Source organism: Ningiella ruwaisensis (assembly GCF_004798935.1).
GTDB classification, from domain to species: Bacteria; Pseudomonadota; Gammaproteobacteria; order Enterobacterales; family Alteromonadaceae; genus Glaciecola; species Glaciecola ruwaisensis.
On the sequence record NZ_RAHT01000003.1, the window covers coordinates 97,192 to 122,613 of the forward strand.

At 44.0% G+C, this 25,422-nt stretch carries 24 protein-coding genes; 15 read left to right on the top strand and 9 right to left on the bottom strand.

Annotation, left to right across the window (positions count from 1 at the left end; all coding sequences use genetic code 11):
• Positions 1–110: 110 nt before the first annotated feature.
• Positions 111–914, bottom strand: coding sequence for a TrmH family RNA methyltransferase (locus D6V41_RS06785; RefSeq protein WP_136250745.1), 804 nt, complete (start codon positions 912–914; stop codon positions 111–113).
• A gap of 95 nt (positions 915–1,009) precedes the next feature.
• Here D6V41_RS06785 and rlmE point away from each other — a divergent pair, with 95 nt between their 5' ends.
• The 4 genes from rlmE (at position 1,010) to D6V41_RS06805 (ending at position 3,646) form a co-directional block, all read left to right on the top strand.
• Entirely contained in the window at positions 1,010–1,630 is a 621-nt protein-coding gene (rlmE, locus tag D6V41_RS06790; RefSeq protein WP_136250746.1) for a 23S rRNA (uridine(2552)-2'-O)-methyltransferase RlmE, read from the top strand.
• A 263-nt stretch (positions 1,631–1,893) separates the two neighbouring features.
• Positions 1,894–2,607 carry a CsgG/HfaB family protein gene (locus D6V41_RS06795; protein ID WP_136250747.1) on the top strand — a complete coding sequence of 238 codons (714 nt, stop codon included), beginning with the start codon at positions 1,894–1,896 and terminating at the stop codon, positions 2,605–2,607.
• A 3-nt stretch (positions 2,608–2,610) separates the two neighbouring features.
• Entirely contained in the window at positions 2,611–2,964 is a 354-nt protein-coding gene (locus D6V41_RS06800; RefSeq protein WP_136250748.1) for a DUF4810 domain-containing protein, read from the top strand.
• A gap of 1 nt (position 2,965) precedes the next feature.
• Complete coding sequence (locus tag D6V41_RS06805; protein WP_136250749.1) at positions 2,966–3,646, top strand: DUF799 domain-containing protein; 681 nt, start codon at positions 2,966–2,968, stop codon at positions 3,644–3,646.
• 45 nt (positions 3,647–3,691) lie between these two features.
• Here the strand turns inward: D6V41_RS06805 and fdxA are convergent, their stop codons facing one another.
• Entirely contained in the window at positions 3,692–4,015 is a 324-nt protein-coding gene (gene fdxA, locus D6V41_RS06810; RefSeq protein WP_136250750.1) for a ferredoxin FdxA, read from the bottom strand.
• A 231-nt stretch (positions 4,016–4,246) separates the two neighbouring features.
• On the opposite strand from fdxA, the gene D6V41_RS06815 reads away from it, so the two are divergent.
• Positions 4,247–5,866, top strand: a complete 1,620-nt coding sequence (locus tag D6V41_RS06815; protein WP_136250751.1) for an NAD(P)/FAD-dependent oxidoreductase — start codon at positions 4,247–4,249, stop codon at positions 5,864–5,866.
• Between the two features lie 428 nt (positions 5,867–6,294).
• Here D6V41_RS06815 and ylqF read toward each other — a convergent pair whose 3' ends face one another.
• A complete protein-coding gene (gene ylqF, locus D6V41_RS06820; RefSeq protein ID WP_136250752.1) occupies positions 6,295–7,299 on the bottom strand; it encodes a ribosome biogenesis GTPase YlqF in 1,005 nt (334 codons plus the stop codon).
• Between the two features lie 165 nt (positions 7,300–7,464).
• Between ylqF and D6V41_RS06825 the strand changes: the two genes are divergently transcribed.
• Both D6V41_RS06825 and D6V41_RS06830 read left to right on the top strand, forming a co-directional pair.
• The gene (locus D6V41_RS06825) at positions 7,465–8,286 is read left to right on the top strand and encodes a CLCA_X family protein (RefSeq protein ID WP_241664451.1); all 822 of its coding nucleotides are present in this window, start codon (positions 7,465–7,467) and stop codon (positions 8,284–8,286) included.
• Between the two features lie 202 nt (positions 8,287–8,488).
• The gene (locus D6V41_RS06830) at positions 8,489–8,857 is read left to right on the top strand and encodes a DUF2750 domain-containing protein (RefSeq protein WP_241664452.1); all 369 of its coding nucleotides are present in this window, start codon (positions 8,489–8,491) and stop codon (positions 8,855–8,857) included.
• A gap of 117 nt (positions 8,858–8,974) precedes the next feature.
• On the opposite strand, the gene D6V41_RS06835 is transcribed toward D6V41_RS06830, so the two are convergent.
• Together D6V41_RS06835 and D6V41_RS06840 are read right to left on the bottom strand one after the other, a co-directional pair.
• Positions 8,975–10,117, bottom strand: a complete 1,143-nt coding sequence (locus D6V41_RS06835; RefSeq protein ID WP_136250753.1) for a porin — start codon at positions 10,115–10,117, stop codon at positions 8,975–8,977.
• Positions 10,118–10,239: 122 nt separating this feature from the next.
• Positions 10,240–10,830 (bottom strand): TIGR04211 family SH3 domain-containing protein, encoded by a 591-nt coding sequence (locus tag D6V41_RS06840; RefSeq protein WP_168710980.1) that lies wholly within the window; start codon positions 10,828–10,830, stop codon positions 10,240–10,242.
• A 349-nt stretch (positions 10,831–11,179) separates the two neighbouring features.
• Here D6V41_RS06840 and D6V41_RS06845 point away from each other — a divergent pair, with 349 nt between their 5' ends.
• The 7 genes from D6V41_RS06845 (at position 11,180) to D6V41_RS06875 (ending at position 17,987) form a co-directional block, all read left to right on the top strand.
• Entirely contained in the window at positions 11,180–11,896 is a 717-nt protein-coding gene (locus tag D6V41_RS06845; protein WP_136250755.1) for a spondin domain-containing protein, read from the top strand.
• A 10-nt stretch (positions 11,897–11,906) separates the two neighbouring features.
• Positions 11,907–12,653, top strand: a complete 747-nt coding sequence (locus D6V41_RS06850; protein WP_136250756.1) for a spondin domain-containing protein — start codon at positions 11,907–11,909, stop codon at positions 12,651–12,653.
• Between the two features lie 79 nt (positions 12,654–12,732).
• On the top strand, positions 12,733–13,455 hold the full coding sequence (locus D6V41_RS06855; RefSeq protein WP_136250757.1) for a response regulator transcription factor: 723 nt from the start codon (positions 12,733–12,735) through the stop codon (positions 13,453–13,455).
• Positions 13,452–14,948 (top strand): sensor histidine kinase, encoded by a 1,497-nt coding sequence (locus D6V41_RS06860; RefSeq protein ID WP_241664453.1) that lies wholly within the window; start codon positions 13,452–13,454, stop codon positions 14,946–14,948. The genes D6V41_RS06855 and D6V41_RS06860 overlap by 4 nt, the downstream gene beginning before the upstream one ends.
• Before the next feature lie 154 nt (positions 14,949–15,102).
• Positions 15,103–16,059, top strand: a complete 957-nt coding sequence (locus tag D6V41_RS06865) for a DHH family phosphoesterase (protein WP_136250758.1) — start codon at positions 15,103–15,105, stop codon at positions 16,057–16,059.
• Positions 16,060–16,428: 369 nt separating this feature from the next.
• A complete protein-coding gene (locus tag D6V41_RS18255; RefSeq protein WP_179952544.1) occupies positions 16,429–17,418 on the top strand; it encodes a hypothetical protein in 990 nt (329 codons plus the stop codon).
• Positions 17,419–17,498: 80 nt separating this feature from the next.
• Positions 17,499–17,987, top strand: a complete 489-nt coding sequence (locus D6V41_RS06875) for an invasion associated locus B family protein (protein WP_136250759.1) — start codon at positions 17,499–17,501, stop codon at positions 17,985–17,987.
• Positions 17,988–18,027: 40 nt separating this feature from the next.
• On the opposite strand, the gene D6V41_RS06880 is transcribed toward D6V41_RS06875, so the two are convergent.
• The gene (locus tag D6V41_RS06880) at positions 18,028–19,374 is read right to left on the bottom strand and encodes a sodium/glutamate symporter (protein ID WP_136250760.1); all 1,347 of its coding nucleotides are present in this window, start codon (positions 19,372–19,374) and stop codon (positions 18,028–18,030) included.
• Between the two features lie 394 nt (positions 19,375–19,768).
• On the opposite strand from D6V41_RS06880, the gene D6V41_RS06885 reads away from it, so the two are divergent.
• A complete protein-coding gene (locus D6V41_RS06885; protein WP_136250761.1) occupies positions 19,769–20,458 on the top strand; it encodes a DUF4919 domain-containing protein in 690 nt (229 codons plus the stop codon).
• A gap of 59 nt (positions 20,459–20,517) precedes the next feature.
• On the opposite strand, the gene D6V41_RS06890 is transcribed toward D6V41_RS06885, so the two are convergent.
• The 3 genes from D6V41_RS06890 to D6V41_RS06900 all read right to left on the bottom strand — a co-directional run bounded on the left by D6V41_RS06890 (position 20,518) and on the right by D6V41_RS06900 (position 25,154).
• A complete protein-coding gene (locus D6V41_RS06890) occupies positions 20,518–20,790 on the bottom strand; it encodes a TIGR03643 family protein (protein WP_136250762.1) in 273 nt (90 codons plus the stop codon).
• A gap of 94 nt (positions 20,791–20,884) precedes the next feature.
• The gene (locus D6V41_RS06895) at positions 20,885–22,792 is read right to left on the bottom strand and encodes a TonB-dependent receptor plug domain-containing protein (protein ID WP_168710981.1); all 1,908 of its coding nucleotides are present in this window, start codon (positions 22,790–22,792) and stop codon (positions 20,885–20,887) included.
• A 145-nt stretch (positions 22,793–22,937) separates the two neighbouring features.
• Positions 22,938–25,154 (bottom strand): exonuclease domain-containing protein, encoded by a 2,217-nt coding sequence (locus tag D6V41_RS06900; RefSeq protein ID WP_136250764.1) that lies wholly within the window; start codon positions 25,152–25,154, stop codon positions 22,938–22,940.
• Positions 25,155–25,422: the final 268 nt, after the last annotated feature.

Genomic DNA, 25,422 nt, shown 5'->3' on the forward strand with positions numbered 1-25,422 from the left:
GCCAATTCCGCCAGGGTCGACGAGGCTATGAAAACTTGTAGCCTCGCGCCACGGCCCGCTGCACCGTTCTTTCTAATACAAACATTCAAGCTTTTAGGGAGCAGTAAACGCTAAAGCGACAACTGATAAGCACAAATCCCTACCGCATTGGCAAGGTTGAGTGAATCGATGGCACCGCTTCCATTTATAGTAAAGGCATGTGAGTCAAATGCAGAAAGCGTCTCTTTTGGAATACCGCGCGCCTCATTGCCAAACAAATAACAATCATAATTGGCAAACTGTGGACTATTAACGGGTGAGCCTTCGAGATCCAAATAGGCAAAACGCTTGAAGCGATGAGCGAGCGCATCAAGTGCAACATCAAGCTCAATAGGTAAGTGGAAAATTGCTCCCATACTCGCGCGAACAACTTTTGAATTAAAGGGGTCGACACTATTGGGGCTGAGCAATAAACGGAAATTGCCAAACCAGGCCAGATTGCGAATGATGGTGCCCAAATTTCCCGGGTCTTGCACTTCATGCAGATAAATACAGCGCTCACCTTTGCTTTTTGTGCCAGTACTTGTAAGGGGATGGGTGAGAGGAGGCGGCAAGGGAACACAGGCGACCATGCCCTGTGGCGATTTGGTATCGCTCAGTTGACGCATTTGTTTTTCGCTTATTACTTGATGCTGAAAATCAGCACCTAGCGCTTCTGCCCATGCCAGATGTTGCTCAGTGATATATAGCGTGATGGCTTTTGCATTTGGCTTGTTATCTGGCTTTTTATCTAAGTTTTTATCTAATTTAAGACTCGGATGATTTTTATACGCCTTATGTAATTCAAGGATCAGGTGTTCGCCTTCCACCAAATAATGCGCGAATTGCGCTCGGTACTTTTTTTGATGTAATTTCTTAACATCATCAAACTTCATAAGTGGACACCTATAGCGGGCTTTGGTTTTTGCAATTAAAGGGCATAAGTCTATAATACTCGCCGTTTTAACGAAACCGATACCCGACACATTTCATGGCCCGATCAAAAACCAGCAAAAAGTGGATGGAAGAACATGTAAACGATCCGTATGTGAAAAAAGCACAAATGGACGGCTATCGTTCTCGGGCAAGTTATAAGCTCATTGAGATTAACGAGAAAGATAAACTGTTTCGCGCAGGAAGCGTGGTGATGGACCTTGGCAGTGCACCGGGTGGTTGGTCACAAATTGTTGCGCCGGTGGTAGGCGACTCGGGTCGAGTTATTGCATCGGACATATTGCCAATGGACTCCATTATTGGTGTGGATTTTGTGCAAGGTGACTTCACCGAAGAAGCGGTTTATGACGAGATTTTGCGCGTGCTCAATTGTGATGCCGTAGATACCGTCATTTCAGACATGGCACCAAATTTAAGCGGCGTGAAAAGCACCGATCAATATTCATCGATGTATTTGGTTGAGTTGGCACTGGATATGGCGCGCAATGTGTTAAAACCCGGTGGTAGCTTTTGTGCAAAAGTGTTTCAGGGAGTTGGCTACGATGAGTATGTAAAAGAAGTGCGTAGCGCCTTTAAGCAAGTACTTATCCGTAAACCGGCTGCATCAAGACCACGCTCTCGCGAGGTGTATATTGTGGCTAAGGGCTTTAGAGCGTAGTTAAGGGCACGTTTATCAAGCTCACGTTTAACATAATTGAGTTCGTATTTACCGTGCTTGGCTAGGTTTACAAGCATCGCTTAGCGGGTAGTAAGTAAGGTTCTTTAATTGACCCTATTGCTTTTTTTAAGCCTAAGGTTATAGTGTTTAGCAGGCAAGGATGTCGAGAAACACTCAACTCTTTTAAGCAGTCTTTAAGCAGTCCTTTTGCAAAAAGTCTCTTCTCCTCGCTGTATTATTTCAATCACTAGGAGAGCGCTCTCATGCATACTCAATCTTACGGAAAAATCTTGGTAATAGCATTACTGAGTATATTAATTGGCGCGTGCGCAAGCACTTCATCAAAAGTCGTAGAAACGCCTAAAGTGGAAACATATAACACCACATATAATGGGCCTAAAAATAAGCTAGCGGTGGGTAAATTTGTCAATCGATCAAGCTTTCAAAACGGCATTTTTTCTACTGGCGTCGACAGACTTGGAAATCAGGCAAAAACTACCCTGATGTCTCATCTGCAGCAGACTAACAGATTTACGGTTCTAGACCGTGACAACATGGAAATGCTGGCAGTTGAATCCGCGATTAACAACGCTTCTCAAAACTTATCAGGCGCCAAATATGTTGTTACAGGCGACGTAACTGAATTTGGACGAAAAGATGTGGGCGACAAACAGTTATTTGGTTTGCTTGGCAAAGGCAAATCACAAATTGCCTACGCAAAAGTGACGATTAACATTGTAGATGTTAACACTTCAGAAATGGTGTACACGTCAAGCGGCGCTGGAGAGTACAGCCTGAGTGAAAGAGAAGTGATAGGCTTTGGCAGTACCGCTGGCTATGATTCTACATTAAACGGAAAGGTGCTTGATTTAGCCATTAGAGAAGCGGTGAATAATCTGGTTGAAGGACTTGAATCCGGAGCATGGAGTGTTCAACCAGAGCTTAATACGACCAAGCCGCAAGTGTGGAGTATTTAAATAATGAAGCAGTATCAGTTCACAACCACTTTTTGGTTGATAACGATTTTTTTCATTCTGACTGGGTGTAAAACTACCGAACCACTTTACTATTATGGTAGCTATCAACAAGCAGTATATAGCTACTTTAAGACTGATAATCTAACTAGAGCAGAACAAATACAGCAGTTAGAACTCACTATACAAGAAGCAGGAGACCGTCCAGTGCCGCCGGGCCTCCATGCCCATCTAGGTATGTTATACATAGAAGCCGGAGATGCTGATTTGGGACTCTCTCATCTACAAACTGAAAAAGAACTTTTTCCTGAATCAGCCGCTTACATCGACTTTCTATTAAGACAAAGGGAAGGTGTCTAATATGACTCAAATCACAAAATATTGGTTGGTGCTTACTAGTCTTGTTTTGTTAAGTGCCTGTGTGAGTTCGCCGCCAGCACATGATTACAGCAAATTTAGAAACGCTGATCCACATTCCATTTTGATTATGCCACCCATCAACAATAGCAATGAGGTAATAGCACCTTATGCGGTAATGGCTCAGTTGGTTCCGCCCATCGCGGAGTCAGGTTTTTATGTTTATCCTGTTGCACTTGTTGATCAAACTTTCAAAAATAACGGAGTGACAGTAGCAAATGACGCTCACGGAATTCCGATTGAAAAACTGAGAGAAATTTTTGGTGCGGATGCCGCTCTTTATACTACCATAAGTGAATTTGGCACCAGTTATGTCATTGTGTCGAGTGAAACAGCAGTTACCATCTCAGCTCAATTAGTCGACCTTCGAACGGGAGAAGTTCTTTGGGCCGACGTAGCCAGAGCGTCCAGCGCAGAGCAGCAGGGCAATAGCGGTGGTGGTTTAGTTGGTATGCTCGTGGAAGCGGCGATGACTCAAATCATTGAAACGGTTACCGATCGCGGTTTTGATATATCAGCCATTGCTTCAAATCGATTATTACACTCAGATGGATACAATGGATTGCTTCATGGACCTCGCTCGTTCAAATATGGTCAACCTGCCACAAGCGAGAAAAAACAATAACCTAAGGTCCTATAAAGGTGTTCCCTTCCAAGGGAATACCTTTATTTACTTTTCTAAAAGAGGGAGTTTATTGGGGACGCCGTTCCATTCGTCAGCATCCGCAGGCGGAGCTTTTAATGCATTGATATTTGGCCACTGCTGAGAAAGTTCCTCATTTATTTTAAGGTAGTGCTTTTGCTCATCGGGCAGTTCTGTGTCTTGAAATATTGCGTCAGCCGGACATTCAGGTACGCACAAAGCGCAATCAATACAGATGTCTGGGTCAATGACCAAAAAGTTCGGGCCTTCAAAAAATGCATCCACAGGGCATACTGCAACACAATCGGTGTATTTACACTTTATACAATTGTCGGTCACCACAAAGGTCATGCTAAGTACCTAAATAAATTGTACCTAAATAAATTCATCGCGCTAAATGTGCCAAGTTGAATGGGTTGCGAAAAGCTCATCGCGCAAGTGTAATTGAGCAATGTAAAAACGCAAGCACGTGTTGCTGCGCTGGCTATTAAATACTGCTTTTATGATTTACACTACGCGCGCTAGCCACAAGACAGCACAAAAATATATCAAAGCCTTCCAGCCTTTAACGAGTACACATCGATGTTGCGTTTAACTGATATAAAACTAGCCCTTGATCATGAGCAAAACGCACTTGGACAAGCGGTTTTAAGCAAGCTGAAAATTGACGAGCGGGAACTCTTGTCTTTTAACGTTTTCAGGCGCGGTTATGACGCACGAAACAAAAAAAACATACAGCTTATTTACACGCTCGACGTAGCACTTAAAAACCAGCAAAGCGTGCTTGATGCCTTTGTAAACGACCCAAGCGTGCGCGTCACTCCAGATATGGAATATAAATTTGTCGCACAAGCCCCAAAAAACTTGCGGCATAGACCAGTTGTGGTTGGCCTTGGTCCCTGCGGTTTGTTTGCGGCTTTAATTTTAGCGCAAATGGGCTTTAAACCGATTGTGCTTGAGCGCGGTAAAGCGGTAAGAGAGCGCACCAAAGATACGTTTGGTTTTTGGCGCAAACAGCCTTTAAATCCAGAGTCAAATGTGCAATTTGGTGAAGGTGGTGCCGGAACCTTTTCAGACGGAAAGCTCTATAGCCAAGTCAAAGATCCAAAACACTACGGACGCAAAGTGCTACATGAATTTGTTATAGCTGGTGCGCCAGAAGAAATCATGTATGTTAGCAAGCCACATATCGGGACCTTTAAACTCGTTAATATGGTAGAGAAAATGCGTCAACAGATCCTGTCTTTAGGGGGCGAGATCCGTTTTAGTACCCGCGTGGAAAAACTGGATTTAGAGAAAACAGATGGTGGTTTCAAAATTAAAGGCTTGTATCTTTCTAATGACGACTACCTAGCGTGTAATCAGGTTATTTTGGCTGTAGGCCATAGCGCACGAGATACTTTTGAAGCGCTTCACGCACAAGGGGTTTATATTGAGGCTAAGCCTTTTTCGATTGGCTTTCGAATAGAACACGAGCAAAGCATGATAGACCAATGCCGCTTTGGCGATAATGCTGGCAACCCCATTTTAGGCGCGGCAGATTACAAGCTTGTTCACCATTGCAAGAGCGGCCGCAGTGTTTACAGCTTTTGTATGTGCCCGGGTGGCACCGTGGTGGCGGCTGCATCTGAACCGGGGCGAGTGGTTACTAACGGTATGAGTCAGTATTCTCGACACGAACGTAATGCAAACAGCGCAATCGTTGTGGGAATTGAGCCAGAACAGGACTATCCGGGTCACCCGCTTGCGGGTATCGCTCTGCAACGTCAATTAGAGGAACTGGCGTTTAAAGCAGGCGGTGAAAATTATTTCGCGCCAGCGCAGTTAATCGGCGATTTTCTAAGCGGCACGCCAAGCGCAGAGCTAGGCGATGTAAAGCCCTCCTATACTCCGGGTATCACACTCACAGACTTAAGCACCATTGTTCCGGATTACGTGACCGAAGCGATCCGCGAGGCGATCCCTGCATTTGATCGACAAATAAGCGGTTTTGCCAAGAAAGACGGCTTGCTAACAGGGCTTGAAACGCGTACTTCGTCGCCCATCTGTATCAAGCGCGACAAGAGCTATCAAAGTGTGAACGTGAAAGGCTTGTACCCCGCTGGCGAGGGCGCAGGCTATGCCGGCGGCATTTGGTCAGCCGGAATAGATGGTATTCGCGTCGCAGAGGCGGTGGCATTGGCTACCACGGCATCTGAGTAGTTGTTCGATTAAGAAATATCCGTCTTCTCGCATTTGATGCGAGAACTCCGTGGACATCAGCAGATCCTTGCTTTCGCAAGGATGACGGAGAGGGTCACAAGGATGACGGAGAACCCGTCATCTCGCACTTGATGCGAGAACTCCATGGGCCTCAGCAGATCCTTGCTTTCGCAAGGATGACGGAGAGGGTCGCAAGGATGACGGAGAACCCGTCATCTCGCACTTGATGCGAGAACTCCATGGGCCTCAGCAGATCCTTGCTTTCGCAAGGATGACGGAGAGGGTCGCAAGGATGACGGAGAACCCGTCATCTCGCACTTGATGCGAGAACTCCATGGGCCTCAGCAGATCCTTGCTTTCGCAAGGATGACGGAGAGGGTCACAAGGATGACGGAATGGTCTCAAGGATGACGGAGTAAATTCATAAATTAAGAACGATTTTTTTTCATTCGTAGACTTTGCTCCTCGCGCTTTTTAGTGCGAATGGCTTTGCGATCATGCTTATCAGGAGTCAAAGAGCCTTCTTTAAATCGTTGTTTGCGTTTCGCTTTGTCTGCGGCTTTTTTCTCGGCGGCCGCTTTTATTTCCAATTTTTCTTGCGCTATCATTTCTGGGGTTTCCAGGCTAATCCTTCCCAATTTTCCAGCCTGTAGCTCTTTTAACAATACTTCACATATTTTATGTAAATTGACTCGACCGCCACTCATAATCGCGCCTCGTTTTTTTGCAGCGGCTTCTAAAAATTCGATTTCGGTGTCTGGAATACTATCTAGCATGTAACGGGCTTTCATTAACTCAGGATAGGCTTTAATCAAATAATCCGCCGCAAAAAATCCAACATCATCAAATTCCATGGCTGTATTTTTAACCGCACCTGACGCTGCTAAACGGTAGATTGAATGCGGATTTTCCAATTTTGGCCATAGCACTCCGGGGGTGTCATGCAAGGCAATTCCGTTGTCCAACTTGATGCGTTGCTGAGACTTGGTAACCGCTGGTTCATTGCCTGTTTTGGCAATAATGCGACCTGCCAGTATATTTATTAGCGTCGACTTTCCTACATTGGGAATACCCGTGATCATGGCATTGACGGTTTTGATCGATGACGTTTGTTTTTCGCAGATATTTCTCACTGCAGCCAGGATCTTTTTACTTTCACCTGGTTTATCACTCGATGCCGTTATCGTTGTGATACCGCGTTCTTGTTCCAGACTCGCTTGCCATTTTGCGGTGATTTCCGGGTCGGCGAGATCGAATTTATTGAGTATTTTCAGACAGGGTTTATCGCCTCGGATTTTGGCAATTTCAGGGTTTTCACTCGAATAGGGAATACGCGCATCGAGAACCTCTATCAATATGTCGACCTGATTTAGCGACTCTTTTATTTCTTTGAGGGCTTTGTGCATATGCCCGGGGAACCACTGTAAGGCCACGCTTTTCACCTATTAAAAATTGAACTGGGGCTATTTTACTGTATTTAAGGCAATTAGTTTAAATTTCTTAAACTTACATTTGGCTTTTACTGTGATTTTTGCTAGCGGAGCGCTTATTGAACATTAAGCATTTAACTTTTTACTGTTTTAGCTTAGCATCAAATCATGAAGCAAAATCCTCCTGCGCCAATATCTGTTAGCAATGCAATGCCTAAACAACGCCTGCACAGGGCTTTTTTTCGCAATGGCGCAAATCACCGCGCTGGCGCTGACGTCTCCTTTGCCGATATTGTCAAAATCTTTGGCTTTCGCGGTATTGAAGTGGGACGATGGGTCACGCCTCAAGAGCAGCAAATTGCAGCTAACCTGTTTTTTGATGCCTTGTGCGACATGATGGACATACTGCAAGTCCCTGAATCGGTATTATCCTTAAAAGGGACGCTTGCACTCGCCTTTGGCACTGGAGGCAGAAGATATGTGTGCGCGCATTATAGTAGCCAGAAAAGACAATTAGCGCTTGCCAAAAACGCAGGGGGTGGTGCGCTTGCTCATGAATGGTTTCACGCCTTTGACCATTATATTTGCGAAAAGGCCTTTGTTGGACGAAAGCCCCATCAATTTGCCAGCGAAGTTTGGCTCAACGAGCTTTTAAGCCCCGAATCACATCCATTGAATACACTGCTTTTTGAGTTTTTCCAAAGCGTATTTTTAAGTGAACCAAAAGGCGAGCCGAGTGCATTGGTTAAAGCCAGTATCACGGTAGATAAAAGCCAAAGTTCGTATTATTACGCTCGCCCACAAGAGCTTTGCGCAAGAGCATTTGAAGCCGTTGTTCAAGCAAACGTAATTAAAAATGCGTTTTTGGTGCAAGGTACTCAACAATCAAAAGAAGCAGAACTGGGGTTATACCCTAAATCAGACTTATGTTTAAAAATTAGCGAGCCGCTCTATGCGTATTTTTATCAATTAGGGAAGGCTTTGGGGTAGCATTCATAAGCCCCTAACAGACAACACTGACAAAATGATATACCACAATTAAAACCAATGAATATTAATCCGAAGACGATTCGTCCGCCGGTTTGCCGTCGTCTTTAATTGATTTCAACGCGTAAACTTGCATAGCGTGCTATTACCAATAAATCAGTTACAATGCCCAATAAGTCATTGTAAAGAATTACAGGAACTGCTTTTGTCGTACCAAGCCGAAAACCTCGATACGCTGATGAATTATTCAGCAGAAAAACGTTCGCAGGCGTTTTTTGAGATAGTAAAAGCGCAAAACGAAATATTTATTTTAACCGATGAGCATGGCGCAGTGATGCTAGTCACCGAGGATGAAGATTGCATTCCCGTGTGGCCTAGCGAAGAAGCTGCGCTGGTTTGGCGTAATCAGGAATGGGAGCACTGCGAAGCAAAAGCCATATCACTTAAGGAATGGTTTAGTAAATGGACAACAGGCTTATTGGACGACGAGGTTTGCGTTGCGGTATTTCCCGTACCCGGCGAAGATGGAGAAGTGTTAATGGCTGATGAATTTGAGTGGCTATTTCAGAAGTAAGCTAGTGCAGAATTAAAAAAGTGCAGAAGTAAACAGGCGCAAAAATAAACAATGCGGCTCAAATTGAGCCGCTTCAATCTGTTTATTACGGCATGTTAATTACAGCTTTAGTTCTCACTAAAAATAAAACCTCAGTGCGGCTGAGCCAGTCCAAACAGAGGTATTGCCAGACACACTATCAAAATCGGTATATTCAATGCCAGACATAAGCTTGAATTTGTGACCATAAAAATAGTAGTTAAGACCTGCATAAAAGGCCTGGTGATTATCCCCAAATTCGAACCCTTCAGGAACGGCGCGTCGTTCGTATCGGTTTAACAAACGGATTCCGTTCTCTTCGTCTGAGCCTGACCAAGTATAACGTCCCACAAGCTGCAGTCGCTCAGTTAGCATATAATGAGGCATGATGACCAGGCCATAAAGATCGCCCCTCGCTTCAGGCAAGGCGCTAGCGTAGATTAAATCGGTAATTAAACCCCAGGGGCCCGAGCGAGTTTCGGAGTTCAAAGATACTACGTGACGAAACGGTGCAACGTCGTTATTATCTTCATCGCCTGAGTTAAAAAGATAGTCGAGTCGCAGCTCAGTCATGTCGTTTATTTGTTTGGCGATATTACCTTGAAACAGGGTAGAGCCATCTAATGACGGTAAACTCAAGTCCTCTTCGGTACTGCCTTTTAATACCCCACCACCGTATGTCCAATCTCCGCTCTTATGCTCCAGATAAACCCCTCCAACATTATCCAAAAAGCTGCGCGATGCAAGCAGAGAGCGCTCTATAGTTAATATATCGTTGGAAGAGGTGCTGTCCTCACGCGTAAGAGGGTTTCGACGAAGCTTGCCAAAAGATAGTTCTGTATCGTCAGAGATCGCATAGGTAAATGAGATATAGTCAAAATTCTCTACGATATTATCGCCGTCTTCGCGCCACATATTGAAATCAAATGAGAACTCTAACTTTTCACTGAAGTTAAAATCGGCGCCTAAGCGAATGCGACGGTTTTCCCAATCTGTTTCATTATCGCCATCCCCGTCCACCGAGAATGCAGTTCCGTGAAAGCGTCCACGCAGTTTGATAAAAGGCTGACTATAATCACCTTTTTCACCGTATATAGTCGCATTGCTCCATATGGAATCGAACCAATCGGTCATTGGGTCGTTGGGAACGGGTTTTTCTGCAAGTGCTTTACAGCTAAACAGAGCGCTACATAAAATAGCAATGCTGGGCATTAAACGTGTTTTACATCTTTTTTTATTCATTTTTCAGCTTTTAATTTTATCTATCAATTTGCAATACCTATAAAAGTCTTACGTAAAAAAGCGCTTTCGGATTAATGATTGATCTCTGCGATTAAGTGCTTTTTACCACTTGCATTAAACGCTTACGCCCAACCATCATTGCGCTTACGTTTTTTAGGCAAGTACGAAATCAGTATGCCCAAGATTATGCATACAACGGCTAAACCCCCTCCATTGATAAGCCAGCGGATTTTCATATCAAGATCTTTGGTTGCCAATTGTGTCTCTAGCGCTTCTACTTTCTCGCGCGCCTCTTCTAGATCCTGACTTTGTTGACTATTATTTTGCTGTTGTCGGGCGACTTGGGTTTCCAATTCTGCAATCTGAGCTTCAAGTGGCGGTATTTTTGCCTGCGTTTCTTCAAGCTTTTGTTGTAACTCAGGCAGCAGTAATTTTTGAGAGCGATTACTCTGAATATATTGCTCCTCTACCCAACCCTGACGATTTTCGTTGTCAATAATTTCGACAAACTGCCCATCGCTTGAGCGGCTGACAAGCTTTACGCTGGTGCCTGATTCAATACTGCCGATGATCCGGTACTCTCGACTGGGACCAGAGTGAATAAAAACCGATAGATCATCACTGATATATCGCGTATCAGTTTGTGCAAATGTTGGTGTAGAAGAAAGAATATACAAAATGACCAAAACGGTCCCTGTAATAAGGTATTTCATAAAATAGAGCTCTCGATATTTGAAGGTTTTCAATGGCGAGTGTAGAAAAAGGCAAACTGTTGTTCTTGTTATGTTGCTTGCCATGTTCGTTTTTTTAAACGCTAATTTCTCAAACGTTAATATAAACAGCCACATTGCTCAGACTGACGCGCCAAAGTGTAACACAAGCGAATGCAAAAATAGTACTGCCTAAAACCCAGTAGTGATTATTTTATCCCGCTGTCGAAAATATATAGCTCAATCGACACACAATGCAATATGACAAATTCGTGTATTTCTTGTGATACTTTCGGGATACATTCGCTTCATAGTTTTACTTGTTCAAACAAACCAAAAGAACGAGGAAACTATGAAAACGACACAAGCACTTTTTTCAGCGGCTTTATTAAGTGGCGCATTATCGGGCATAACTGGCGAAGCATCCGCCGCGGACTTGTCTATACAAGTACAAAACCTCACTCAGGGCATTTACTTCACGCCTATTTTGTTAGTGGCTCACACGCCAGACGCAAGCTTATTTGAAGTTGGGGAAATGGCGTCAGCCGAACTGCAAGCAATGGCCGAAGGTGGCAGCTTAGATGGTTTGGTGACGATCGGCGCGTCTATCAACGCCGATGCGGCTGCCAATCCGGCCGGCGGCTTATTAGCGCCAGGACAATCAACTTCAGCAGAATTATCTACGTCAGACAGCAATACCGTATTATCTGTTGTGGCCATGGTCTTACCATCTAATGACGGATTTATAGGCTTGGACAATTGGCAAATTCCTACAGAGGCAGGTACCTACACCGTTTACTTAAACGCCTATGATGCAGGAACGGAGGCAAACGACGAATTGCGAGGCAGCGGCGCCCCGGGCATGCCCGGCATGCCAGTTCCTCCGCCCCTGGAGCCCTTACTTGGCACTGGCGGTTCAGGCTTGACTAGCAGCATCGCTAATACAAGCGTGCATATTCATCCCGGAAATATAGGCGATGATATGACAAATGGCGGCACAAGCGATGTGAGTAATAGTGTTCATCGGTGGTTAAACCCGGTAGCAAAAGTGACCGTTACGGTTAATTAAGGGGCCTGTGATGAAGGAATCTAATAATATTGATAACACGCGGCTTAAGCGCTTTTCCAATGTTTTAATGATCGCTTTGCTTGCAAGTGCTCTGGCAGCCTGTGGCGGTGACAACGACGACAACACCGCAGAGCAACCAGTACCTGAACCGCCCGCGCCGGTGAGTGTAACTTATGAGCTTACCATTACCAACCTAAGCAATGCCCAGCCATTATCACCTGTTGCCCTTATTCTGCATAGCGAAGGTAACTTGTGGACGGTTGGCCAAAGCGCTTCTCAAGCCTTAGAGCAAATGGCAGAAGGTGGCCAGACCGATGAGCTTAGAAGTTTAGATATCGTATTAGCCGAAAGTAGCGGCGCCGCGCCTATTGGCCCGGGCGGGAGCGAAACTATCACCGTCTCTATAAATGATAATACACAGGCCTTGTTATCGGTTGCCACAATGCTTGTGAATACAAATGATGGGTTTACCGGTCTTAATGCCTACAGCCTGGCAGATCTGGGAGTTGGTGATGCTATTTCTTTGCTTACCCGTGCCTACGATGCCGGTACAGAAGTTAACAGCGAAGCTGCGGGCACGATGCCTGGTCCGGCTGATAATGGTGAGGGATTTAACGTTACGCGTGATGATGTCGATTTTGTTGCCTTGCATCAGGGTGTAGTCAGTGCTGACGATGGTTTATCAAACTCCGTGCTCAACCTTGCCCATAAGTTTGATAATCCGGTGATGCGCATCAGTATTCTGCGCGTGGAGTGATTAGCAAACTCGCTAACGATAAATGCGCTTTCAAGCTTGTGATTACAAACGCGCTATTTGATCATAAAAGGAAAATGACATGTCCGATTGCATACTGCTAGTTGAAGACGATTTAGATATTACCGATTTAATTCGGGTGAATTTAAATGAACTCGGTATTGCCATTGACCATGCTCCCACTGGCGACAAAGGACTGTCGCTAGCCCTTAATAAGGCTTATGAACTAATGATTTTGGATGTCATGTTGCCCGGAATTAGTGGCCTGGACATTTGCCGTCAAGTTCGCGCAAGCAAACCTGAGCAGGCAATTATGATGCTAACTTCAAAAAATTCAGAAACCGATCGCGTGTTAGGTTTGGAGCTTGGGGCAGACGATTACATGACAAAGCCATTTTCAGTAAAGGAGCTTCAGGCTAGAGTGCGGGCGCAGTTACGAAAGGTACATATGCTTAAAGCCATGCGAAACGCACCCGACAAGCAAGATTCGATTGTGAAAGTGGGAAGCCTTTGCATCAATACCGCAGAGCATAGCGTCAGTTTTAATCAACGCGCTTTAGATTTAACCGCCACCGAATTTGATTTGTTGCTTTATCTGGCACGTCATCCAAATCAGGTATTTTCTCGCTCACAATTACTCGAATCCGTATGGGGCTATCATCACAGCGGATATGAACATACGGTTAATTCCCACATCAATCGATTGCGCGCCAAAATAGAGAAGGACGCCACCGATCCTTATGTTGTGCAGACAGTTTGGGGTGTAGGTTATAAGTTTAATCCGAGCGGCGTTGGTGCTACATGAGCATTTTAAGGTCAATAAAACTCTGCTTTTACCAGCGCCTTGCTTTATCGTTAGTGCTGGTATTTTTGCTGGTGCTTGCCGTGTTTTTTGCGGGCAGCGTTCATTTGCAACGCGTTGCACAAGATGCTGCAGAGCAGCGTCTGCACATTGATTTACCCAAGCATTTAATTGCAGACAACCCCTTGCTCGTCACCGGTGCCTATAACAATGAAGCCTTGAAAAATCTGTTTCACACGCTAATGGTAATGGGGCCAAACTTTGAATTCTATTATCTGGATCCGCAAGGCAAAATCTTGACCTACTCAACCGAGCTTGGGCCGATAGCCCGAACAAAAGTTGATTTAAACCCTATTGCACAGTTGCTGGATGCGAACACTTCTTTGCCCATCAAAGGGGACGATCCTCGAAGTATTCATGGCAGAAAAATTTTTACCGCAGCACCTATTACGAATGAAAGTGGCTTACAAGGATTCATCTATATCATTATTGGTGGTAAAAATTTTGATTCTATTTTTGCAAGTGTGCAAAAAAACGCGGCGATTCAGCAATTTGTGCTATTTGCCGGAGCTGCTCTTGTATTTCTGCTGGTGGCTTTACTTGTGCTTTTTAGATATTTCACCAAACCTATGAAGATGCTAAGTGATGATATGGATAAAGTACGAGCGGCAGACTTTGATAAAGAGGTCATTAACGCTGCTATCAAGCCATGGAAGCGCGATAGTCACAATGAAGTTCAGCGTTTAGGTTGTGCATTTAACGACGTGCTGGAACACATAAAAATACAATTCGCTTGCTTGGAGCAAACTGACCAACAGCGGCGAATTTTGCTGGCAGACCTTTCCCACGACTTACGAACACCACTTGCCAATTTGCAAGGCTATATAGAAACGCTGGATATTCAAAATGACAGCCTAACGAGTGATGAACGCAAGCGATTTGTTGATATTTCGCTAAAAAACGCGCGCAATTTAAAACATCTTATCGATCAAATTTTTGATTTGGCCTATTTGGAAGCGGGCCAAGTCAATTTAAATGCTGAACGTTTCTCTTTAGGCGAGCTATGCCACGATACGTTGGCTAAATTTGCGATAAAAGCTAAGCAAAAAAATATTCGGCTAGGGGTTAACTTACCAAATAAGCACGATGTATTTGTTACCAGCGATATAGGGAAGCTGGAGCGAATATTAAGTAATTTGCTAGATAACGCCATTCGTCACACGCCAGATAACGGAACGGTTAGTTTAAGTGTAGATGTAAATACTGATGAGGTCATAATTCAAGTTGAAGATAGTGGAAACGGCATTCACCAGCATGAGTTGCCTTTTGTTTTTAATGCACGTTATCAGGCATCTAATCAATGCCTGGATAACAAAACTCACGCAGGACTCGGTTTGGCCATTTGTAAAAAATTAAGTGCTATCATTTCTGGCGAGCTTTCAGTGACAAGCAAGGTGAATGAAGGAACCTGTTTTCGCCTGACAATTCAAGCATAAGCAAAGCATTAGAATGAAGAACGAGTAAGTCATATGTATCTATGATTATTTGTGAGCCTACCTGCGTATATGGATTGATACTTTGCTAATAAGTGAAAAAGGCTAGCATATTCACCGAATAAATAATCCTGTTTAAGTTCATTGGAGAGTGTCCATGTCTGCTATATTAAAGCCCCTCGAGCAAACTAAATTTCGCCTTGTTACACGTAGTGATTTTGACGGGCTTGTTTGCGCAGTTTTGCTTAAAGAAGTGGGATTAATAGATGGCATTAAGTTTGTGCATCCTAAGGATATGCAAGACGGTGAAATTGACATTAGCCCTAACGACATCACCACTAACCTGCCATATGTTCCCGGTTGCCACTTAGCCTTTGACCATCATGCCAGTGAAATTAAACGCCGTGGTGTAAAAGGGAAAAGTAACCATATTATCGATCCTAATGCGCCATCAGCGGCTCGAGTGGTTTATGATTATTATGGTGGTGCAGAAACCTTCCCGGAGCGATGGAACGACATGATGGAAGCGGTTGACAAGGCCGACTCTGCGCAATTTACCAAAGATGAAATACTCAATCCACAAGGCTGGGTTCTCCTTAATTACTTAATGGATAGTCGTACCGGCTTAGGTCGCTTTAGAGACTTTAGAATTTCAAACTATCAGTTAATGATGGAGTTGATTGATTATTGTCGAAACCATGATATTGATGAAATTATTGCCTTACCGGATGTGCAAGAGCGCGTGGAGATGTATTTTGATCACCATGAAAAATTTAAGCAGCAACTGCTTAATTGTTCAAAGGTTCATGAGAATTTAGTTGTGCTCGATTTAACCAAGCAAAAAACCATCTATGCAGGTAATCGATTTATGATTTATGCCCTGTTTGAGCAGTGTAATATCTCTATCCACAAAATGTGGGGTGTAAAACAGCAAAATACCGTATTTGCCATTGGTAAATCCATTATCGATCGAAGTTCCAAAACAAATGTGGGAGAGCTTTGTTTAGCTTATGGTGGAGGCGGCCATCAGGCGGCAGGAACCTGTCAGGTTGATAATGATAAAGCAGACGAAGTTCTTGAGGCACTTATTCACAAAATTACGCAAGACGGATAGCATTGCCGGCCCTTTCCCCTCTAACTTTAGTTGAAAAAACGAAGCAAAAATACCGGCCATTAGCGTCGGTTTTTTTTACATTGCTGTAAGGTTTTCCATTTTTTGTACAGCTAAGCATATGAACTATATAGCTAAATTTATGTTGGTGCAATTTATGCTACCTGCGGGAAACTGGCTCTTACTGACTGTTAGGCACCGTTGATAAGCTTAATAGCAGGGGGTGTTTTATGAGCTGGCAATACACTTTGAAACAATCCTTAGATTGTAGTAACAAACCAAAAATATGATTGGCTGGTGTGAAGTGTCTCAATTAGCAGAGCTAGAAGAGACAGTATAGTGCTAAAAAACAAGTAAAAGGACTTGATTGCAATGAAAAATATTAAACTCTTATGCGCTGCATTGATGATGACAGGCTCAAGCCTGGCATTTGCAGATGCAATTATAACTGATGGTAATGTGTCTCTCGGCGTAGATGACTTAGGTCAATTAAATGTAGGCGGTGGTGTAGCCGATGTTACGGGTATTACAAGCGTCGGAATGCGTTTCATAGATTCTTCTGGTAATCAGTATGAATCAACGTCTCACGGTTGTGAATGTGAGGGTTGGGGTGTTGGTATAGCAGAAACGGGTGAATCCGGTTATGCGAACAACTCAAGTGGTACTGCCGGTTTGACGGCTGTGAACTTTGTTTCGGACGCTACGACTGCGACTGCTGTTACTTCCACTGCCAGCTTGCAAATTACTCACGATTTTGCTTTATCAAGTGAGACGGACAATCTGTTTGAAGTAGTGGTAACTATTGAAAATACGTCCGCGACCGATATTGCTAACCTTTTGTATCGCCGTACTTTTGACTGGGATACCTCTCCTACGCCGTTCAATGAGTTTGTTTCTATTCAGGGCGCAGACGCATCGACGAACATTACTGGTGCAGGTAATAACGGGTTTTGTAGCTCTAATGTATTTTCTGGTTGCGCCGTAACTGGTGATATTTTAGCTAGCGGTCCTGGTGACATTGGCGCAAACTTTGACTTTGATTTTGGTGCGCTGGCTGCCGGAGAAGCCTTTTCTTTTAGCATTTTCTATGGCGGTGCCTTAGGTCGCGACGCAGCCCTTGCCGCACTTGGTGAAGTGGGTGCAGAAGCTTATTCGTTTGGCTGGTCTGGAAGCGATGCTGATCAAGACGGATTCCTTGATGGCACGACCGACCTTGCCCCAACCTATATTTTCGCCTTTGCGGGTGTAGGTGGTACAGTGATCGTTGACCCAACGCCTGATCCAGTGTCAGCACCAGCCACACTTGGCTTGTTTAGTGCCGTACTTTTAGGTTTGTTTGGTGCTCGTCGCAAACTAAGCTAATATACATTCAGGTATAGATTGAAAAGGCGGGAATTCCCGCCTTTTTCATCTATTGTTTACGTCATAACAAGGAAGATTGTATGCGCCTACCCATCAAACCGCTCAAACGCCACATTTTATTAAGCTGCATTGGTTTTTTCTTTTTTATCGCTACCGCTAATGGCCAAACACAAGATATGCTGGGTGACTGGGCAATCAAATGCGAGCCAGCCTGTAGTGCTAATCAGCAGCTCAGCAGTAACGAAAGTAATTTAAAATTTACCGCCGTTGTCTCCAATTCAAAGTTCAGCGACGCGCCCGTTATGCGACTGATATTTCCTTTAGGCATTTACTTGCCCACCGACATTGGCTTGCAGGTTGGTAGTATAAATACCAAAGTGCCGGTCGTGACCTGTTTGCCAAGTGGTTGCAATGCGGTCGTGGTATTGTCTGAACCCTTTATTGATGCAATGTCTACAAATACGCAGCTAATTGTCAGTTATTTTTCTAACGAAAACACCGCAAACGAACTGAGCTTTTCTTTAGCTGGATTTTCTGATGTGCTTGAGCAACTTGCTAACGAAAACTAAACGTTAAGCGATGTGTAAAATTAACCCGACGCGCCTTCACTTATTTGGCGCGTTTGGCGGTTAAATAAAAACTTGCAACTATGATGAGCAGCAAAGCGCTCATTATTCCCGCGAACGCTTTTGCACCTATTGCAGCAATCGTGGGAATAGCTAAGGCGGTGACCAGCCCTCCCCCCACAACAGGTTCATAAAGAGGCTGTTTGTAACTAAAGGGTTTAATGTGCGCTTGAGGCTTACCAGACGACTGCTTTAGCATCAACAAGCCAACAGCCGTCGTCCCCATAGACTGCCCTAATTCACCTAGGCCTCTAATCTTCCAGTTGTTTTGAAAAAACCAACTGCCAGCAAAAAAGTACACCGAAGCACTGTAAATCACGCCAACTGCGCCTAATAAAGCAATGGCCTGCCAATAGTCCGCCAATACTGATAAATCTAACGCTGCCAAGGCTGATACAATAAGTATGTCGAGCGAAAGATTGGAAATAAGATTTATTTGATAGTGACTGCTCCAATGCCCAACGCCAGCTTTATTTAAAAGCACTTGTGTGACCAATCCCACCATCATTGCAATGGGAAAAAGCGGCATGTATTTCATAATTGCAACATCTGAATCAGCAAATACGGCATTTTCTGCTAACTGCAACGCGCTAAGTAAAAGCCATGCCACGGCAATAACGGCTCCTAAGATAGCAAACTGAAGCCCTATCGGACGGTCTTTTACTTTGCGAAGGTCGTCATCTTCACCTATTTGTGGCTCTGCTTTGCTGTCTTCGTCTTCGCGTTTATTCGAGACGTTGGACATGATCGTGCCAAGTATGATTGCACTGATAAGTCCGATTGTTGCAATACCCAAACCCAAATCAAGTCCATTCGTAAAACCTATTTCGTCAAAGGTACTACCGAGGCCTGCTACCGTGCCATGCCCTCCCTGAAATCCTACCGCAATAAGCGCACCTACAGCGGGCTGCAGGTCAAAAAAGGGTATAATAATTAATAAGGTGGCAATCATACCAACCACATACTGCCCAATGGCGATAGTATAGCCAAAGCCTAGATTCGGCAGGCTGCTGTTTAGTGATTCTGACAAGCTCGGAATAGATTTACCTAAAAATAGACCTGCAAAAACGATAACTATCAGATATCCGGGCAAGGCTTTAAAAATATCAACGCTGGTTTGCGTGATCCATATATTTTCACCTGCCACGCTAAGTGAAAAAAACTGCCCTAATAGCTGCGGCCCGAGCACTAAACCAAGCGCCCCGGCAATGAGTGAAGATGGCACAATCAAGCCTTTAAGCAAACTACGCTTGATTATGTTAGCGATGAGCAAAAGAAATGCGATGATACAAAGTGCGTGAAAAATGTCAGCGAGTTGAAGCGAATTCATAGTTCCTATAGGTTTTTTACTGCCGTTTGGTTTTTAGTTAACGCGATTTAATTTCTATTTACCGTTTTTATTTACAATTCTCTTTATATTTTTCTTTATGTTTCTCTTTGTACTTTTCTTTATTTTTATCCAAGCGATTTCCATACCAAAATTTACTCTAATAAGCTTATGATTTTACGAGTATTTTAAAGATTTTGTTCGGTGATTGACTAAAAAGACAGTAAATCTGAAATATCAGTCCTGCAAAGATTACAACAACTAACTCGAATATTATGGCTTTGATAAGATAGACTTTGTTCTTCTAAGGGCTTATCGTTACTTATAGCTGATTTTGCTATCATCATTGTCATCACTTTTATTCGTGATAGCGTCACAAACATAAACTATACGTAAAATGAAATATTTACTTTTGCTTAAGCGCTTTTTAGCTCTTATCTTAGTTTCCATGCTTTTTACAGCACTTTTATCAGGTTGTGCCAGCCAACCTAAAAATATTGTTAACTACGCTAAAAGTGATAAAGATTATTTAGCGCTCAAGCAAACGATTATCAATCAAGTGGCAAATACCGATACCTTTGATAGGATTTTAGCCGTTTACCCGCTAACTTCTTTTTATCAACCAAACGACGACAAGCAAGCGGCGGGTAAATTGTTAACCGAAACCTATATTGAAGAAGGTCAATATCAAGCCTGCATCAATGCGGCAAATGAGATGCTAGCGCAAAACTATACTTCACTTACCGGCCATCATGCCGCCAGCCTTTGCGCGCAAGGCTTGGGAGATGAGCGACTGGCAAGGTTTCACACCTATGTGCTGGATTCTTTAATTGAAGCCATTTGGCGAACGGGTGATGGTCAAAGTCCTCAACAAGCCTTGCATATCAATTCAAGTATCGACTTATACGCTTTCATTCAGCTGCACCAACTGGTTGCAGTGGGACAGGATTTGGTGTATCTGCAACAAATTCCTATTCAGAAAATGACTGTACAAGCACCAGAAAATCAGCGTCGATTCACCTGGTTTTTTGACGTGACACCACAGTTTAGAAGAGGGTTGCTTGATAAAGCCGAAGGAAGAAATTAAGCGCGTATTGACTATGCGTTCGGATTCGGTTTAAGCGATAGCTTCACACATAAATAATGTCAGCGTTTTCGACTAGGCTTATACTGCGTGGGGCAATAGCCTCTAGACACCTCAGGGCTGCGCAGTTTTTTATGCTTGGTTTTGCGCCCGCTTACTCGCGCTCGCCAATTGTTGAAGGTTTTACGATTAATACTGCTTCGCATTAACTCAATGACTTGGGGCTCACTAAGCCCGTAAAGCTTTTCAATCGCTTCAAAAGGGGTTCTATCTTCCCACGCCATTTCAATGACGCGAGATACTTCCGCCTCAGTTAGTTGCTTTGCAAGGGACATAGTTGCGGGTAAAGTTGATTGATATTCATGCTTACTTTTACCCGCAGTACCCTAATTGAGTTCACTTCATTTAGTCGGTTTTAACATGCATATTTTAAAATGCGTAGATAAGACCAAAACGCACTTCGATATCGTCCTGCACAAAGCCAACCGCATCTTGATACTCTTTGCCCAGTGCGTTTTCGATATTAAATGTAATATCAATATGCTCATTAAAGTCATATAAGGCACTTGCGCCAAGGGTAGCATATCCACCAAGCTCTACGTAGCCAGTGGGAATAGCGCTATCTAAAAATTCGTCTCTAAAATCAACAAAGATAGCAGTGCTAAGCGCCTGGTAGGTGTAATCAAGCTGCAAATTTCCCGCCCAGGAAGGACGCTTGCGAAGCGTGACGCCTTGATCTGCATCAATATCTAAATAGCGAACATTTGCTGTAAGCGCCACATTGTTAGATAGCGCAAAACGGGTATCAAATTCAATGCCCTGAGTATCTACCGCATTGCGATTTACATTGGTAAAAAGAGCAGCATCAAAGTCAATCAAATCCTCAAACTGATTATAAAAATACACAAGTGAATAGCTTAGGTCATTGCCAATACTATGCTCAAAACCAAGTTCAAAGTTGTCACTTCGCTCAGGTTGCAAATCAGCATTGCCGACTAGCGGATGCGCCAGAGCAAAAAAACTCGGCAGTTTGTAGCCTTGATTAAACACAGCAAACAGCTTGCTTGTTTCATCAAGCGCATAGTTGGCGCCTAAACGAAATGAGGTCTCGCTATCAAAGTCATCCGGAGAATCATAGCGAATGCTGCCCTGTATGGTGAGCGCATCAATTGTATGCTGTGCTTCAACAAAGGCAGATTTTGTGTCCTGTGAAAAATCGTAATCGACTGGCAGCGGGAAACCAAAATCAAGTGTGCCGCGATTTTTACCATCTTGTTGACGAAGGTTTAGCCCTGCAATGAATGACGTTTCTGGGCTTACTCGCCAGTCAGCATAAAGATCCACTTCACCACGCTCATATTCCGAGGTGATTAGACTTGCAGGAATGCCGTCAAAGACGCCAGGAGCAATACCGGGGTTGTTGATGCTTTCCTCTCGTTCTAAAAATGATAAATTTCCGTGTAGCTTAACAGAGTCCTTTACGCTCCATATCCCCGTTGTACTGAATAACCACTGTTCGCTATCACGCGCTTCACTGATGCGGGGTATCGCAAGTAATTCACCGCCACTGTCTTCGGTAAAACCTTCTACATCAGTGCTATTGTAGGTAACGAGCGCATTATACTGGCTACGCTCACCGTCAACACTAAGTTTGGCAAGTCCCTGACGAGAATGCACGCTCTCAAAATCAGAGACCGTTTTATTTTGCGTTGAAGCTGACAACAGCAAATCAATATTTTCAGTTACTGCATGCGAGCCCGTCAGGCTGGCATTTAGCTGACGATTTGAGCCGGCTTCAAGGCTTATGACAGGTCGCGTTTGTTCACGAGTAATGATATTGATAACGCCGCTTACTGCCTCGCCACCATAAATGGTATTGATACCGCCTCGATATACTTCAATGCGCTCGATAGCGGCTGGATTAACCTGATTAAAATCAAAGCCACCGCCACGGCTATTGGTCGAATCGTTCACGGCAACCCCATCAATCATTACCAAAGTGAAGTTAAATTCACCGCCACGAATTGATACATAGGAAAAGCCGCCTGCATTGCCATTTTCGGCGATATCTAAATGAGGCACTCGGCGCAACAGGTCGATGGTAGACGCCGGGTTAATTTGCTCTATTTCTTCTCGCGAAATAATGGAAAGCGCACCAACAGGCGCATCTGGCAGACGCGTGCCCGTCACCTTTATTTGCTCAACAGATGCAAGTTCAGAAGAGAGTTCGGGAGCCTGCGCTTGTGTGTCTGTGCGCCCAATCTGCTCAAGATCATTTGCCAAAGTGTAAAAAGACGAGGCTATACTCGCCGCAATAACAGCGTACTTAAATAACATTTGCCATCCTTTTAAGTCTAATTTGTCCGCTTGTGTTGTGTGATAAAAGATGCGAATTGCGGACATGGGGAACATAGCAACGCGGGTTACGTAATTCAGTTATGATATTTCATTTAACACAAAATAAATTCCTTATAACGGCGATTTAACAGGCAACTTCGGCATTTTGCTGTGTAAAGCGCTTTTCGTTGACCAGGTTGAGAAGTTCGCTGGCGGCCAGCGCATCAGACATCGCTCTGTGATGGCGCTGCATATCGATACCAAAATGCTTTGTTAAGTTTGCCAGGGAATAGGAGGGCAAACCTTTATAATAGCGGCGCATTAACTGCACCGTGCATAGTTTAGGTCGTCGCCACATGCGCTCAATTCGGGCGTATTCCTCGCGAATAAAGCCGTAATCAAAATTCACATTATGCGCTACAAAAATAGCATCCTGAGTAAAAGCATCAATTTCATCGGCGACATCAGCAAATAATGGCGCGTCTTGAACCATGTCATCACTAATACCGGTAAGAGCGGTTATATTGGAAGGAATTCGACGTTGCGGATTAAGCAAGCTTTGCCAGGAGTCCACAATTTCACCGCGTACCAGTTTGACCATGCCGATTTCTGTAATTTTGTGATATTGAGAGCGCCCTCCGGTGGTTTCAATATCCACCACTACATAGGGCTGATCAGGGTCGGTAATAAAATTGACGGTGGTGATAAGCACTTTTATCCCCACTTCTTTTAAATGCCGGATGCAGGCAAGTTGATTGCGCCTGAGTACATCACCCTCTGCTTTGATTTCTTCAAAATGCAGGCTTGCTTGTTTGTCGGAGGCATCTGAAGCACTGTTTAATACCATTATGTCCGGAAAGCCATCATGACATGCTTGCCAGTCTTGGCTCATTCGTCTCAATACCTGTTTGAGCGCCTCTACATCAGTGTGCTGAACCAGCAAGTGCAATTGTTCAAGCAGGTCGCTGCGCCAATTAAAAATACCCTGACCACTGCCGTAATATTTGGCAGCGTTTTCACTTAAGAGTTTCATCAAGGTTTTGTCAGAGTTAATTTGGCTAAATTTTGCCTCGATGGCCTCCCCTGCTTGTTCATAAAAATTGTTTTGCTTTAAACAGTTAGGCAAATAGTCAAACTGAGTCGCAAGACCCAAGCCGGGCAATTCAAACAATTCCTGCCAAAGGCACAAACCGAACAAGCTTCTAAATAGCCTGTTTTCAGTGCGGTATGCCTGCACCCCCTTGTTTTTGTAATACGCAATAACCCCTCGTTCAACGTTGCCCCTGAAGGTTTCGTCAATGCTAAGGTGCTGGTTGCCCTCGCGTAACATATCCGTCAGCAGGCTTGTGCGTTTTTGTTCGTATTTTCGCGCCAGAAAATCTTCAGCAAACGCAAGTAGCTTGTCGGTGCCAGGATTCTCCAGTATCGCAAGTAGCTTTTCTTTGACGGCGTCTTTTTTGCCCTGTTTATAGGCTTCTCTGCACCATTTTTCCTGTGCATCCTGAGCATCAGATAACGCAAGCAGGCTTAAACCTGAGCTGGCATTAAATTGCAGCATAGTCTTGCCTGCTTCAAATAAAAGCTGATGCTGCTTCTCGCTTGCTTGCTGGCCTACAGGCGCTGGAAGTGCACCTAAAAACTCGCTTATATCTTGTTCTGACTGGAAAAAAAGTCGGCGGAAAGACGATAAATAAGTGGAATATCGAAAACTACTTAGCGCCGCATCTTTACAATCAAAGCGAGACTCCATCTGCGCTTTCTCATCGCGCGTGTTCATTACCCCTAAATCCCTTAGAGAAAACTGATTTAGGCGCGCTTTGATATTGCCGAAAAATAAAAACAAAAAGTAATCAATGATAGGGTCAATTCGACGAACAATATAAGCGCCTGCCATGTCGGAATTACACATAGCACTTGCTTCGAGCGACATACAGGCCTCAACCAAAGAAGCGCGCGGTAAACTCAATGATACGCGCCCACTCTGCTCTAATTCTGCTGGTGTTTCGCAGGACGCATTCGAACACTTTTGATAAAGCCTCAGTAATTCCTCTTTGGTAAGACTGTTAATCCACGCTTGCTTGTCTTGCTCTTTTGGATTACTCAACCAGCCCCGCTGAACTAAAGCTTCTATATGTAAATTAATGTCAGGCAGTTCTTCAAAGCGCAGTGAAGCGACTTTGATCACGCTATGTTTGCGATTAATGCATCTGACCAATGTGCATTGTTCGTTTTTATCTGCAGCATGAAAATCGTCAATAAATTGCAGGTGTTCACCGTGCAAGAGATCTGCGCAAGGACCTTTCACAAATGACAAAAATTCGTGGAAATGACTTAAATAATAGTAGGTAGGCAGTTTTTTCATGGCTTAATTGCTTTAGTAACGATTTATAAGGAACTGTTTTAACGCTTGCTTCTTGCCGTGGCAGGAGCATATTAAACAATTACTGGTTAAAAATACAGTGATAGGGCAATTCCGCTCAATAATAAAAGAAACAACGCGAAAATTCGCAATTTCTGTTGGAAGTTAGCTACAGCGAATCGTCATCGTGGCCTTCGCCACGATGACGTCTTTCTTCCAATATCAGGTCAAATATAAATAGCCAATTTATACATCAAACTCGACAAATTAA